Genomic DNA, 12,540 nt, shown 5'->3' on the forward strand with positions numbered 1-12,540 from the left:
TTTTTTGAGTGCATCACTCATTCCCGACGGCGCAAACCTGCCGTTGGGAATGAGTGATGCCGTGGCGGCCGCTCGCTGGAGCAGGTGCACCGGACAAGTCCGCAGACTTAGCCCTTGGCCGCCATCGCGGTGACTTCCACGCGCATACCTTCGACCGCCAGGGACGCCACGCCAACGGCGGCGCGAACCGGCCAGGGCTTGGCGAAGAAGCGCCTGTAGACTTCGTTGAAAGCGGCGCGGTCGGCCATGTCAGTGAGGTAGATGGTCAGATGCAGCACCCGGTCCATCGAACTGCCGGCTAGCTCCAACGCTACCTTGAGCGCTTGCAGAGTGCATTCACTCTGCTCGGCGATGCCACCCAGCTCCAGACTGCCGTCGGCACGGGTGGGGATTTGAGTGGAGACCAACAGGCCGCCGAAACCGGCGACATCGGAGGAGATGGATTCCGGGTCCGGGTCGGGGAGAAAGGTGATGTCGCGATTTGCCATGAGGGTTCTCTTGCTTGAGGGGCGATGATGTATGGGGCAGCTGCTACGGGCGAATGCAGCTTTCTCATTACGACTTAACGTACGGCGGTCAGTTTATAGCATGAGACCATCTGCCAGCTTCATGGCCTGTTGAGTCGCGGCCGCGCCTACAGGCCGGCATTAAACAACTGACGGATCAAATTGGGTGTACTGCCGGTCCAGCGCTTGAACGAGCGGCGGAAGTTTGCTGCATCGTTGAAGCTCAGGTACTCGGCCACAGCTTCATTGCTGAACCCCTTGATCTGGTACAGGTACAGGGCCACGTGCTTGCGCACCAAATCTACCTGCTGCTGGAAACCGGTGTCGTGTTTTTGCAGTTTGCGCTTGAGGGTCGCGGGGCTCATGGCGAAGGTCTGGGCGGCTTGTTCCAGGCTTGGGGTGTGGCGCACGTGGCGCTGCAAATAGCGGTACAGGCAGTCGAGAAAGCTCGACGTGCAGCCCAACTGCTCCAGTTGCCCCTGAGCTTCCTGACGGGCGACCTGGCCAGCAGTGGCCGACGCATCGGGCCATCGCTGGGCGAGAAATTCCCGGGGGATGCGCATCAGGTCCAGAGGCCGGTTGAACTGAGTGTGCTCGCCCAAATGCACCCAATATTGCTCGACATAACGGGGCTCGGCATGGCTGAAACTGCATTCCCACGGCAGACGCTGGCCGCTCAGCGCGCGACTCATGGCCACCAGCGAGGTCATGCTTGCTTCCAGCAGAAAGCGCCATTGCTCGCCGGCCCCGCAACTGTCCAGCCAATAGAGATAGGCGTGTTTTTCATCCAGCACCAATCGCGGCGTCATTAACGGGCTGAGCAGCGCCTGTTGCTGCACCAGGGTGTTGAGTGCCTGGTGCAGGTTTTGGGCATGGCGCAGGGCGTGGCTGGCGGCGCCGTAGTGTCCGGGCAGCAGGCGCTGACCGAACAGAAAACTGCTGTCATCGGCATCCAGCAGACGTCGGCTATTACCGATCAGTGCGAAAAACTGCTGGGGGCTGAGGCGGGTCTGGCCAGCCAGAATGTCTTCATGAAACAGCCCGGTGCCGCGCAGCAGACGATGGCTGTCGATGTCCCGGGACAGCGCCAGATCAATCAGGGTTGCCGGCTGATAATGCCCGGGAATGAAGCGGCTATCGGTTTCGTACCACGTGGTTTTCAGGGTCATGGCCGGGCCTCAGGCCGTTCTTGCCAGAGGCTGCTTGGCCCGGGCCAGCGCCAGGTTAAGGCGCTTGAGCAGGGCGTCCGGCGACTCGTTCAGCGCCATCACCACCGCCGTGCTCGCCGACAGTTGCAAGCGTTCGCCATGCAGCCGGGTTTTGTGTGCCAGGCCCTGCACCGCTTGTTGCAGTTCCAGCGCCAGCAACCTTGCCTGGCTCTCGCCGGTATTGGGCAGCAGCACCACGAAACGGTCGCCGGCCAGTCGGCAGAGCAAGTCCTGGCGCCGCAGGTTGAGCAGCAGCAAATGACTGACCGCTTGCAACACGGCGTCGCCTTCAGCATGCCCGAAGGCCTGATTGATGGCCGAGAAGTTGTCCAGGTCCAGCGCCAACAACGACAGCGGCTGTTGTTGGCCGTGACTTTCCTCAAGGCTGCCGGCCAGTTGACGCTTGAGGTAATCGGCGCCGCCCAACGGCGTGAGTTTGTCGAATAACCGATGCTCGCGGAACAGCCGCTCGCGTTTCTCCATCTGCGCGCTGATCGCCAGTTGTTCGCGGTGCCAGTGATAGATGCCGATGGTCAGCAGGATCATGCCGACCGGCATCGGCCCGGACTCGAGCCAGTGATCCCAGGTGATGCTGTCAGGCAGGCGGATAAACTCGTCGAGACTGTCGATCCACCAGGAAAAAAAGATCCCGCTCAAACCCAGCACCAGGTAATGGGTGACGCGCCCGGCTGGCCGACTCTTGAGTACCAACCCCAACCAGACCAACGCCAGCAGCGCCGAACCGCCTTCACCGACGATGTCCAGCCAGACCCATTCGCTGACCGGTTTCAACTCGCCGCAGGCCAGATGCAGGAGCAACCCCAGGTTGGCGGCCAACAGCAGCAGGGCGAGTTTCCAACGGTGGGGTTTGAGCACTGAGAACATGGCCGCGATCCTTTGGCGAAGAAGCAATGCGCGCCAGCACAGCAGATGTTTGTGACAGTCGGGTGACTGGGGTGTGAGCCAGGCTGGAGGTCGAATCAGCTCACGGTCCTGCGAGATTTTCTGGCGAGTGAAGACCTGTGGCGAGGGAGCTTGCTCCCGCTGGAGTGCGCAGCGCTCCCCAACTTCAGTGGGTCAGGTAAAACTCATGCGGCCGCTGCGCGACCGAGCGGGAGCAAGCTCCCTCGCCACAGAGTCGGTGTCGATCGGATGCAAACAAGTCATTTCAGCTCACTTCCCGCCCCGAAACCCGGCAAAACCCCGGTTTACCGCACCTTCCGCCACCCCCTGTCACAGAACCGTCATCCCCCGTCCCTAGCGTGCCCTCCCAGTTGCCGGGCCTCTTGCCTGGCGTTAACGGACTCTTGGGGGAGGACATTCATGTACAAGCGCAGCAGCACCGCAGGAGTGGTCGGTTTCACGCTCACCGCCCTGGCCATGGCGATCGCCAGTGAACGCCTGTGCGCCGCCGAAACCGTGGCGAACACCGAACACGTCGAAGTGGTGGGCCAGGCGGCGAGCATCGATCAGGCGCTCAAGGAGCAGCGCAGTTCCGACAGCATCAAGAGCGTGGTGCATGCCGACGGCGTGGCGCAGTTGCCGGACGAAAACGTCGCCGAAGCGGTGCAGCGCCTGCCGGGCGTTAGCGTCGAGCGCGACCAGGGCGAAGGGCGGTTTGTCAGCGTGCGTGGCCTCGGACCGGATCTGAACAGCGTGACCATCAACGGCACGCTGGTGCCCTCGCCGGAAAGCGAACGCCGGGCCGTGGCCCTCGATGTGCTGCCCTCGGAATTGGTGCAGTCCTTGTCGGTGATCAAAACCCTGACCCCGGACATGGACGCCAACTCCCTGGGTGGCACCGTGGATGTGAAAAGCCTCTCGGCCTTCGATCACAAAGGGCTGTTCTACACCGGCAGCAGCGAAGCCAGTTATGACAAAAACACTCACCAGACCAGCCCGAAATTTTCCGGTGCCATCAGTGATCGCTTCAGCCTTGGCGACGGCATCGACAACTTCGGTGTTGCCGCCGCGCTGAGCTGGCAGAAGCGCGACTTCGGCTCGGACAACGTCGAAACCGGCGGCGCCTGGGACTTCGAGCAAGGCGCCAGATTGCAGGAGTTCGAGCAACGCGATTACGACATCAGCCGTGAACGCGCCGGTGGCGGCCTGAACTTCGATTACAAACCCGACGACGTCAGCAGCTATTACCTGCGTACCCTGTACAGCCGCTACAAGGACAGCGAGACGCGCAACTCCACCAACCTCGAATTCGGCGACCCGCTGGCGGCGGGGGAGTTGGGCGACGCCGAAGGCTCACGCAAACTCAAGCAGCGGGAAGAGACCCAGGAAATCCAGTCCTACGTATTGGGCGGTGAGCGCATGTTCGGCCTCTGGACCCTGAGCGGCCAGGCCGGCTACAGCCGCTCCAGCGAAGACAGCCCGGGCCACATCGCCAACGCCGCGTTCAACGGCACCGACGATTTCGCCGACAGCGGTTTCCACGACAACGACAAGCCGCGGCCTATCATCGGTCAGGGCTTCTACAATCCGGACAACTTCAGCCTCGACAAGGTCGATTGGGAAAAACAGAAAACCACCGACACCGAGAAAAACCTGCGCCTGGACCTGGCCCGCGACTACGACCTCAGCGGCTATGCGTCCCAGGTCAAATTCGGCGGCAAGGTCAGCCGCCGCAACAAAGACAACAACCTCGACGCCTGGGTCTATGAAGATTTCGACGATCTGGGTTTCAGCGATGAACAGCTCAACCTCAGCCGATTCAAGAAGGGTACCGTGGATTATCGTCTCGGCCAGTTCGGCCCGGGCATCAGCGGCAGCGCCATCAAGCAGTTGATCGGTGGCCTGAATCAGGCGGACTTCTACGACGAGACCGAATCGCGGGTCAACGACTTCAAGATCAGCGAAGACATCAACGCCGGCTACCTGATGAACACCATCGATATCGATGACTGGCGTTTCATTGCCGGCCTGCGCTACGAAGGCACCGAGTTCGAAGCCAAGGGCACCGGCGCCACCGACGGCGAGTTCCAGTCCACCGAGACCAAACGCCGCTATCACCACTGGTTACCGGGCCTGCATGCGCGTTATCAACTGGACAAGAACACTCAGGTGCGCGCGGCCTGGACCAAGTCCGTGGTGCGCCCGACGTTCGGCCAACTGGCGCCGGGTTTTGTCATCGATGATGACGAGGCGACCTTCGGCAACCCGGACCTCAAGCCGCTGGAATCCAGTAACCTCGACCTCGGCATCGAGCACTACATGGGCCATGCCGGCACGGTCTCGGCGTTCGTGTTCTACAAAGACATCAAGAACTTCGTCTACAACACTGACCTCGCCGGCACCGGCGCCTGGGCCGATTTCTCCGAGGCTCACACGTTTGCCAACGGCGACAGCGCCAAACTCTATGGCCTGGAACTGGCCTACTCGCAGAAATTCGACTGGCTGCCCGCACCCTGGAACGGCCTGCTGCTCGGCGCCAACACCACCTTCAGCCGCTCCGATGCAGAGATCGAAGGCTTCGACGCCGCCAGTGGTATCAACCGCAAGCGCAGCATCGATTTGCCCAATCAATCGGACACCGTCGGCAACCTGATGCTCGGTTGGGAAGACGACAAGTTGAGCCTGCGTCTGTCGGCCAACTACAAGTCCGATTACCTCTTTGAGTTGGCCTCGATCAACGACAAAGCCCATGACCTGCACGTCGATGCCCAGACCTTCGTCGATTTCAGCGCGCGCTATTCGCTGACCAAAAACCTGCAAGTCAGCTTCGAGGCACAGAACCTCACCGACGAGCCGTACTTCGTCTACACCGGCAACCGCTCCTACAACGGCCAATACGAAGAATACGGCCCGACCTACAAGCTCGGCCTGACCTTCACCCACTTCTAAGCCCCGGGGCGGCAGCCCGGTGCTGCCGCCGTGATGGATGCACGACAAGGACTTTGCCTGTTCATGAGTATTTCGTGGTTACCCAAACACGGTCTGCTGGCCACACTGATCAGCTTGACCATCGGTCAGGCCCTGGCGGCCGCGCCGAACCTGAGCCTCACACCCTGGGCGCCGAACCTGGCGGTCGACGCAGTGGCGCTTTTGCCCGCCGACCTCGGCCCCGAACGCCTGGCCGCCAGCGAGCGTGATGGCTTGCTGCTGCTCGACGCGCAGGGCAAAGAGCTGGCGCGCCTGAAAGGTTCGTTCAGTAGCCTGGACAGCCGCGCCGCCGGCCAACACGTCTTGGTGGCCAGCCTCGACAACGCCCGTCAACAAGCGGTGCTGGTCAGCCTCGATCCGGCCAAGCGCGACTGGGGGCAACCGGTGTACCTGCCGACGCGGAATTACCCGGTGAACGGTTTGTGCCTGTACCGCGACGAAGCCAGCAACCTGTTCCTGTTTCTGGTGGGCGAGGAGGGTAAGGGTGAGCAATGGCTGGTGGGCAACGGCGCCACTTTGAACCCGCAACCGCAACGGGTGCGCGGTCTGCCGCTGCCGCCGTCGGCACAGTTTTGCCAGGTCGACGATGCGGCCAATCAGTTGGTGGTCAATGAGGAGAATGTCGGCTGGTGGGCCTACCCGGCGCATGCCGAAGCCGATGTGACGCGCTCACCGGTGGCCATGCGCGAACCGTTCGGCGAGATCAAACAGGCCGCTGGCGTTATGGCCCTGGTGCCGGGTGGCATCGTTGCACTCGACCCGAAAGCCGCGCAGCTGCATCTCTATCAGCAGCAGGGCGAACGCTGGACGGCTCAGGCCACACTGGCGCTGCCAGGCTTGAAGGAACCGGAAAATTTCGCCCTGCGCCCGACGGCCAAAGGCTTGCAAGTACTGCTGCGCGACGATGACGACGGCCGTCTGTATCAGGGCGAACTCGACTGGCAAGCCACGCCGGTGCCCTTGGCGCCGGTGCTGGCGAACGTAAAAGCAATCAGCCAAAGCGACCCGGTGGGGCGCCAGGGCGATGCCGCGGATGATCCGGCGATCTGGGTTCATCCGCAGCAACCCGCCCTGAGTCGGGTGCTGGGCACCAATAAAAAGCAGGGGCTGATGGCGTACGACCTGCAAGGCAAGTTGCTGCAGGAATTGCCGGTGGGGCGGCTGAACAACGTCGATATACGGCCGAATTTCAAGCTCGGTCAGCAGACCGTCGACCTCGCGGTGGCGAGCAATCGCGATCACAACAGCCTCAGCCTGTTCAGCATCGACCGCACCAGCGGTGAGTTGCGCGAAGCCGGCGAGATTCCCACGCCGCTCAAGGACATCTACGGCATCTGCCTGTTTCAACCGGCCAGCGGCGAAATCTACGCGATCGTCAACGGCAAGGACGGCACCTTCCTGCAATACCGCCTGAGCGCGCCGAACGGCCGCGTACAGGGCGAGTTGGTGCGCCAGTTCAAGGTCGATAGCCAGCCCGAAGGCTGTGTTGCCGACGACCAGCGCCAGCGCCTGTTTCTCGGTGAAGAGGACGTCGGCGTCTGGGCGGTGGACGCCCGCGCCGATCAGCCGGCGACGCTCAGCAGCGTGATCAAAGTCGGTGCGCAGTTGCAGGCGGATGTGGAAGGGCTGGCGCTCTATCAAAGCGCGGCGCAGGACTATCTGGTGATCTCCAGCCAGGGCAACGACAGCTATGTGGTGCTCGATGCCGAACCGCCGTTCGCGTCTCGCGGCGCATTTCGCGTCGGGCTGAACGCGGCGGCGGGGATCGACGGCGCTTCGGAAACCGATGGCCTGGAAGTCACTTCGGCCAACCTCGGCGGGCCCTGGAGCCACGGCATGCTGGTGGTGCAGGACGGACGAAAACGCATGCCCGAGCAAACCCAGAACTTCAAATTCGTGCCCTGGGCCGAGGTCACCAAAGCGTTGAAATTGCCCTGACCCAGCCAGTCATCAACCTGTCATCACTATTTCATCGAATAGCTCAACGGCCATCGCGCATCGACGGCCCGGGAGTGCCAGACAAGGAGTTTCACCATGCAAGCGACACTGGAACACATGACCATCTGGGGCCTGATCAGTGACGCCAGCCTGCTGGTCAAAGCCGTCATGCTCATTCTGTTGCTGGCGTCGGTGCTCAGCTGGTACCTGATCATCCAGCGCAGCGGCGTGCTGCAACGTCGCGAGCGGCAGTTGAACGGCTTCATGCAGCGCTTTCGCAGCACGGCGGACCTGTTGCCGCTGTACCGCGAAACCGCGCAGAGCACTGACAGCGAAGCCGGTGTCGAGCCGATTTTTCACGCCGGGTTTCAGGAGTTCAGCCACCTCAAGCAGCACGCGGGCAACGCGGCCGATGTGGTGCTCGAAGGCGTTGAACGGGCGTTGTACGTGGCCATCAGCGAGCAAGAAGTTCGCCTGGAGAAGGGCTTGCAGTTCCTAGCCACGGTCGGTTCCGTCAGCCCTTATATCGGCCTGTTCGGCACGGTGTGGGGGATCATGAACTCCTTCCTCGGCCTGTCCCAGGTGCAGCAGGCGACGCTGTCCACCGTCGCCCCGGGCATTGCCGAAGCGCTGATCGCCACGGCCATCGGCCTGTTTGCCGCCATCCCGGCAGTGATCGCCTACAACCGCTTTTCGGCGCGCAGCCAAACCCTGCTGACTCGCTACTACGCCTTCGGCAATGAATTGCAGGTGCGCTTGCATCGCACCTTGCATGGCACGCCGATGAACCTGGCCGTCGCAGCCTGAGAGGAGAATGCAGATGCTCGTCAGACCGCAACGCAAGCACGGGCCCAAGGCCGAAATGAACGTGGTGCCCTACATCGACGTGATGCTGGTGCTGCTGGTGATTTTCATGGTCACCGCGCCGATGCTGACCCAGGGCGTAAAGATCGAACTGCCCAAGGTCGCCAGTGAAGCGTTGGCCACCGATACCCGCCAGCAAATCCTTACCCTGTCGGTGAAGGCCGAGGGTGGTTATTACTGGAACCTGGGCGGTGAACTGGATACGCAGCACCAGACCGACAGTGCAGTGGCGCTCGACGAGATGCGCGCCAAGGTCGCGCAGATTGTTGCCGAACGCCGTGACACTCAGGTTTACATTCGCGCCGACAAGAACGCCGGTTACGGCAGCGTGGTCGCGGCCATGGCGGCACTGCAGCAGGGTGGTGTGAGCAACCTCGGGCTGGTGACCGAGGCCCCGCAATGACGGCGATGATCATGCCCAGTCCATCCATGACGCTGCGGGACGCTGCTCGCAGCGGTTTCTGGAAAAACAGTCTGGCGGCGAGCCTGGCGGTAGGGCTGCATGCCATTGTGCTGGCATTGTTGGTGCACGGCTGGTCGCTGGAGAAACCACCGGTCGAACAGCCTGCGGTGTTGAGGACGCAACTGGTGATGCTGCCACCGGCGCCGCAGCCTCAGGCGCCCGAACCGGTAGCGACGCCGACGCCGGAGCCGGTTGTCGAGGCGCCCATCCAACCCGTCAAACCTGCTGTCGATCCACAGATCCAGGCGCAAAAACTTGAACAGGCCGTTCTTGCGCGCAAACGCGTCGAAGACAAAAAACGCGAGCTCCAGGCCGAGCAACAACGCCAGCGTCAGGAGACAGAAAAGCGCACTCATGACCTCGAGCAGCAACGCCAAGCCCAAGAGCAGGCGCAACAGGCACATCGCGCCGAACAATCGCGCCTGGCCGCCGACCGCGCGCGTCAGCAGGCCGCCCAAGTCGCTGCCGACAGCCGCCAATACCTGCCCCTGAGCAAGGAAGCGCCGGACTATCCGCAACGGGCGCTGGATAAAAACATCGAAGGCGATTGCACCGTGGAATACACCGTCAATCCCCAAGGCAACATCGAGAACCCCAAGGTGCTGGACGGCTGCCATCCGTTGTTCATGCGTCCGTCGCTGGCCGCCGCCAACACCTTCCGTTACCAGCCGAGAATCGTCGACGGCCACGCGGTTGCGGTGCCGGCCGTGCGCAATACCTTTCACTACCGGATCAAGTAAGCGGCTCCCATAGCGGATCGGCATGCGGCCGGGCGGTCGTGAGATAGACTGATCAGCGGGCATCGGACGGTGGGGGTGACAGGTGGCGCGCTTCAGATGGATTCGCTGATCACGGCGGCAGCGCGTGCGCTCGCGGCGGGTGATCCCCTCGGCGCGCTGAACCGCATCGCCTTGCGCGACGATGCGCCTGCGCTCGCGCTTCGCGGCATCGCGATGGCACAGCTGGGCGACCTTGTGCGCGCGAAGGCGCTGGTGCGCAGCGCCGCACGTGCTTTCGGGCCGAAAGAGGCGTTGCCCCGCGCGCGATGTGTCGTCGCCGAGGCCGAGATCGCGCTCGCCTCGCGGAACCTGAACTGGCCAACCAAGGCACTCGACGCCGCGCGGGCAACGCTTCAGGCGCACGGCGACTGGGTCAACGCCGCCCATGCGCGGTACCTCGAGATCCGCCGCTTGCTGCTGATCGGGCACCTCGACGAGGCCGAACATCGGCTCACAGAACTCGATCCAACACCGTTACCCCCCGCATCGAGGGCAGCCTACGAACTGGTCGTGGCAGGCGTTGCGATGCGTCGCCTGCAAACAAAAGCGGCGCGCGCTGCACTTGAACGGGCCGAGCGTGCCGCACAACATGCCGCAATCCCCGCGTTGACGGCCGAGGTCGAAAGCGCCGCCCGCATCCTCGATACACCGGCGGCGCGGCTGATTGTCGGCGGCCAGGAACAGCCGCTGCTGCTCGATGAGATTGAAGCGTTATTGGCATCCCCTAAGCTGGTCGTGGACGCCTGCCGGTATGTCGTGCGCGATGCAGGCTCGGCGGTTTCACTCGCCCGGCGGCCGGTGCTCTTCGCGCTCGCCCGGGCGTTGGGCGAAGCGTGGCCCGCCGACGTGCCGAGGGAGACGCTGATTGCGCAAGCTTTTCGTATGAAAGTCGCGGATGACTCCCATCGCGCGCGGTTGCGCGTCGAGCTCGGGCGCCTGCGCGCGGCGCTGCACCTGATCGCCGATGTCGTCGCGACCCCGCGCGGGTTTGCGTTGGTGCCGCACGTTGCGCGTGACGTCGTGGTGCTGGCGCGGCCTGTCGAAGAGCAGCATGCGACGTTGCTCGCCTTCCTCGCTGACGGCGAATCTTGGTCGAGTTCGGCCCTGGCGTTGGTGCTTGGCGCCAGTCAGCGCACCGTGCAACGAGCCCTCGACACGTTGGCGGCGGCCGGCAAGGTGCAGTCGTTCGGTCATGGCCGGGCCCGTCGCTGGATGACCCCGCCGGTTCCAGGATTCGCGACGGTATTGTTACTCACAGGGTTGCTGCCCAATGACTAGCATCCACTTCACCAGCCCAGTGAACGAGGAGCAAGGCATGAAACATTCAACAGCCGAAATCATCCGCGAATACGGCCCTTTTCCAGGTGTCGAAAGCGTGCACGGCGTCACCCATGACGGCCAGCAGGTCTGGTTTGCCTCCGGCGACAAACTCAACGCCCTCGATCCTGCGAGTGGCAAGACGCTGCGCTCGATCGATGTCGCCGCCCATGCCGGTACAGCCTTCGACGGTCAGCATCTGTTTCAGATCGCCGAGGATCGTATCCAGAAAATCGACCCACAGACCGGGCGTGTGCTCTCCACCATCCCCGCGCCCGGCGGCGGTGGCGACTCGGGGCTCGCCTGGGCCGAAGGGACGCTTTGGGTGGGTGAATATCGCGAGCGCAAGATTCATCAGCTCGACCCCCAGACCGGGGCAGTGCTGCGCACGCTCGAATCCAACCGCTTCGTCACCGGGGTGACCTGGGTCGAGGGCGACCTGTGGCACGGCACCTGGGAGGGTGACGAGAGTGAGCTGCGGCGAGTCGACCCGGCCACGGGCGAGGTGTTGGAGAGTGTCCAGATGCCAGCTGGCGTCGGGGTCTCGGGACTTGAGTTCGATGGTCACGACCGGTTTTTCTGTGGCGGCGGCAGCAGCGGGAAGGTGAGGGCGGTGCGCCGGCCTTGATAAACGTTGGGGGCGGGTATCGGGCCGCAATACCCGCCCAGAAAAAACGAACTTGCGAAGCGGCCGCGTCTCGAATTTAAAAGACTCGAGAAGAAGGCGCCCAATGAGCAAGTCGATAGGCGCAAAAGACCTGAGTAGTCACAGCAGACCTCTGCCGGTCATGATGCCCAAGGAGCACCCGCGATACGACCTGGCGCTGTTGATTGCATTTCTTCTCATCGTCGCAGCGCTGGGTGTTTCACCCCATAGCCGAGTGGATTGGGTCCTGGAAAACCTGCTGGCCCTGTTGCTGGTGATGGTCCTGGTGGGCGTCTCCCGACGGTTCCGTCTGTCTGCCATTTCCATCAGTCTGGTGTTCGTTTTTCTCTGTATCCATGAGCTGGGTTCGCACTACACCTACGCGCTGGTGCCCTACGACCGCTGGTGCTCAGCCTTGACCGGGATCAGCCTGAATAAAACCCTTGGGTTTGAACGCAATCATTACGATCGGCTGGTCCATCTGACCTATGGCCTCTTGATGGTGTATCCGATTCGGGAAGTGCTGGTGCGAATCACGCCGCTGCGCGGTTTCTGGGTTGGGTTTATCGCGTTGAACATCGTGCTGTCGACTTCGGCTGTCTATGAAATCGTCGAATGGATAGGGGGGCAGTACCTGGGAAAAGACACGGCGAAGGCGTTTGTCGCTGCACAAAATGACCCATGGGACTCTCAAGCCGACATGGCGCTGGCCGTGGCAGGTGCGTTCTTCACGCTATGGGTCGTGTGGTTACGGCGACGGTTGTTTCATCGAAATGCTCAATTAAATGCTTTCGAAGAGAATTCATAATATTTATTGAGTGTTCCACGAGGAGGCGACCGCTGAGGCCCCGGGGCGTATTACCGGATGGAACTGTTGAAGCAGGCGTACCGTCAATCGAGGACAGGGGCCACCAGACCTGATGATGTG

Annotated in this window: 11 protein-coding genes; 8 read left to right on the forward strand and 3 right to left on the reverse strand. The window is 62.4% G+C overall.

Features of this window, described 5'->3' with window-relative positions:
* Positions 1–107 precede the first annotated feature (107 nt).
* From AB7M26_RS16160 to AB7M26_RS16170, 3 genes are all read right to left on the reverse strand, one after another.
* Positions 108–488, reverse strand: coding sequence for a RidA family protein (locus AB7M26_RS16160; RefSeq protein WP_123499598.1), 381 nt, complete (start codon positions 486–488; stop codon positions 108–110).
* Between the two features lie 146 nt (positions 489–634).
* On the reverse strand, positions 635–1,675 hold the full coding sequence (locus tag AB7M26_RS16165; protein ID WP_123499597.1) for an AraC family transcriptional regulator: 1,041 nt from the start codon (positions 1,673–1,675) through the stop codon (positions 635–637).
* Positions 1,676–1,684: 9 nt separating this feature from the next.
* Positions 1,685–2,599, reverse strand: a complete 915-nt coding sequence (locus AB7M26_RS16170; protein WP_123499595.1) for a GGDEF domain-containing protein — start codon at positions 2,597–2,599, stop codon at positions 1,685–1,687.
* Between the two features lie 438 nt (positions 2,600–3,037).
* On the opposite strand from AB7M26_RS16170, the gene AB7M26_RS16175 reads away from it, so the two are divergent.
* The 8 genes from AB7M26_RS16175 to AB7M26_RS16210 all read left to right on the forward strand — a co-directional run bounded on the left by AB7M26_RS16175 (position 3,038) and on the right by AB7M26_RS16210 (position 12,420).
* On the forward strand, positions 3,038–5,566 hold the full coding sequence (locus AB7M26_RS16175; protein ID WP_123499593.1) for a TonB-dependent receptor: 2,529 nt from the start codon (positions 3,038–3,040) through the stop codon (positions 5,564–5,566).
* A 63-nt stretch (positions 5,567–5,629) separates the two neighbouring features.
* Positions 5,630–7,543 (forward strand): phytase, encoded by a 1,914-nt coding sequence (locus AB7M26_RS16180; protein ID WP_123499591.1) that lies wholly within the window; start codon positions 5,630–5,632, stop codon positions 7,541–7,543.
* 96 nt (positions 7,544–7,639) lie between these two features.
* Positions 7,640–8,350, forward strand: a complete 711-nt coding sequence (gene tolQ / locus AB7M26_RS16185) for a protein TolQ (protein ID WP_123499589.1) — start codon at positions 7,640–7,642, stop codon at positions 8,348–8,350.
* A 13-nt stretch (positions 8,351–8,363) separates the two neighbouring features.
* Positions 8,364–8,810 carry a protein TolR gene (tolR, locus tag AB7M26_RS16190; RefSeq protein ID WP_123499587.1) on the forward strand — a complete coding sequence of 149 codons (447 nt, stop codon included), beginning with the start codon at positions 8,364–8,366 and terminating at the stop codon, positions 8,808–8,810.
* Positions 8,807–9,610: an energy transducer TonB gene (locus AB7M26_RS16195; RefSeq protein ID WP_123499585.1), complete on the forward strand. Its 804-nt coding sequence runs from the start codon at positions 8,807–8,809 to the stop codon at positions 9,608–9,610. The genes tolR and AB7M26_RS16195 overlap by 4 nt, the downstream gene beginning before the upstream one ends.
* Positions 9,611–9,706: 96 nt before the next feature.
* On the forward strand, positions 9,707–10,927 hold the full coding sequence (locus AB7M26_RS16200; protein ID WP_429385204.1) for a helix-turn-helix domain-containing protein: 1,221 nt from the start codon (positions 9,707–9,709) through the stop codon (positions 10,925–10,927).
* 37 nt (positions 10,928–10,964) lie between these two features.
* The gene (locus AB7M26_RS16205) at positions 10,965–11,594 is read left to right on the forward strand and encodes a Vgb family protein (protein ID WP_123499581.1); all 630 of its coding nucleotides are present in this window, start codon (positions 10,965–10,967) and stop codon (positions 11,592–11,594) included.
* A 103-nt stretch (positions 11,595–11,697) separates the two neighbouring features.
* Positions 11,698–12,420: a DUF2238 domain-containing protein gene (locus AB7M26_RS16210; protein WP_454238986.1), complete on the forward strand. Its 723-nt coding sequence runs from the start codon at positions 11,698–11,700 to the stop codon at positions 12,418–12,420.
* The last annotated feature ends 120 nt before the right edge of the window (positions 12,421–12,540 follow it).

The sequence above is a fragment of the Pseudomonas sp. F-14 TE3482 genome (assembly GCF_053629455.1).

What these genes read in the sequence shown, in the direction of transcription:
- AB7M26_RS16195 (WP_123499585.1), top strand. Translation starts at nt 8,807, where the DNA reads ATGACGGCGATGATCATGCCCAGTCCATCCATGACGCTGCGGGACGCT.
- AB7M26_RS16180 (WP_123499591.1), top strand. Translation starts at nt 5,630, where the DNA reads ATGAGTATTTCGTGGTTACCCAAACACGGTCTGCTGGCCACACTGATC.
- tolQ (WP_123499589.1), top strand. Translation starts at nt 7,640, where the DNA reads ATGCAAGCGACACTGGAACACATGACCATCTGGGGCCTGATCAGTGAC.
- AB7M26_RS16205 (WP_123499581.1), top strand. Translation starts at nt 10,965, where the DNA reads ATGAAACATTCAACAGCCGAAATCATCCGCGAATACGGCCCTTTTCCA.
- AB7M26_RS16175 (WP_123499593.1), top strand. Translation starts at nt 3,038, where the DNA reads ATGTACAAGCGCAGCAGCACCGCAGGAGTGGTCGGTTTCACGCTCACC.
- AB7M26_RS16160 (WP_123499598.1), bottom strand. Translation starts at nt 488, where the DNA reads ATGGCAAATCGCGACATCACCTTTCTCCCCGACCCGGACCCGGAATCC.
- tolR (WP_123499587.1), top strand. Translation starts at nt 8,364, where the DNA reads ATGCTCGTCAGACCGCAACGCAAGCACGGGCCCAAGGCCGAAATGAAC.
- AB7M26_RS16165 (WP_123499597.1), bottom strand. Translation starts at nt 1,675, where the DNA reads ATGACCCTGAAAACCACGTGGTACGAAACCGATAGCCGCTTCATTCCC.
- AB7M26_RS16170 (WP_123499595.1), bottom strand. Translation starts at nt 2,599, where the DNA reads ATGTTCTCAGTGCTCAAACCCCACCGTTGGAAACTCGCCCTGCTGCTG.
- AB7M26_RS16210 (WP_454238986.1), top strand. Translation starts at nt 11,698, where the DNA reads ATGAGCAAGTCGATAGGCGCAAAAGACCTGAGTAGTCACAGCAGACCT.
- AB7M26_RS16200 (WP_429385204.1), top strand. Translation starts at nt 9,707, where the DNA reads ATGGATTCGCTGATCACGGCGGCAGCGCGTGCGCTCGCGGCGGGTGAT.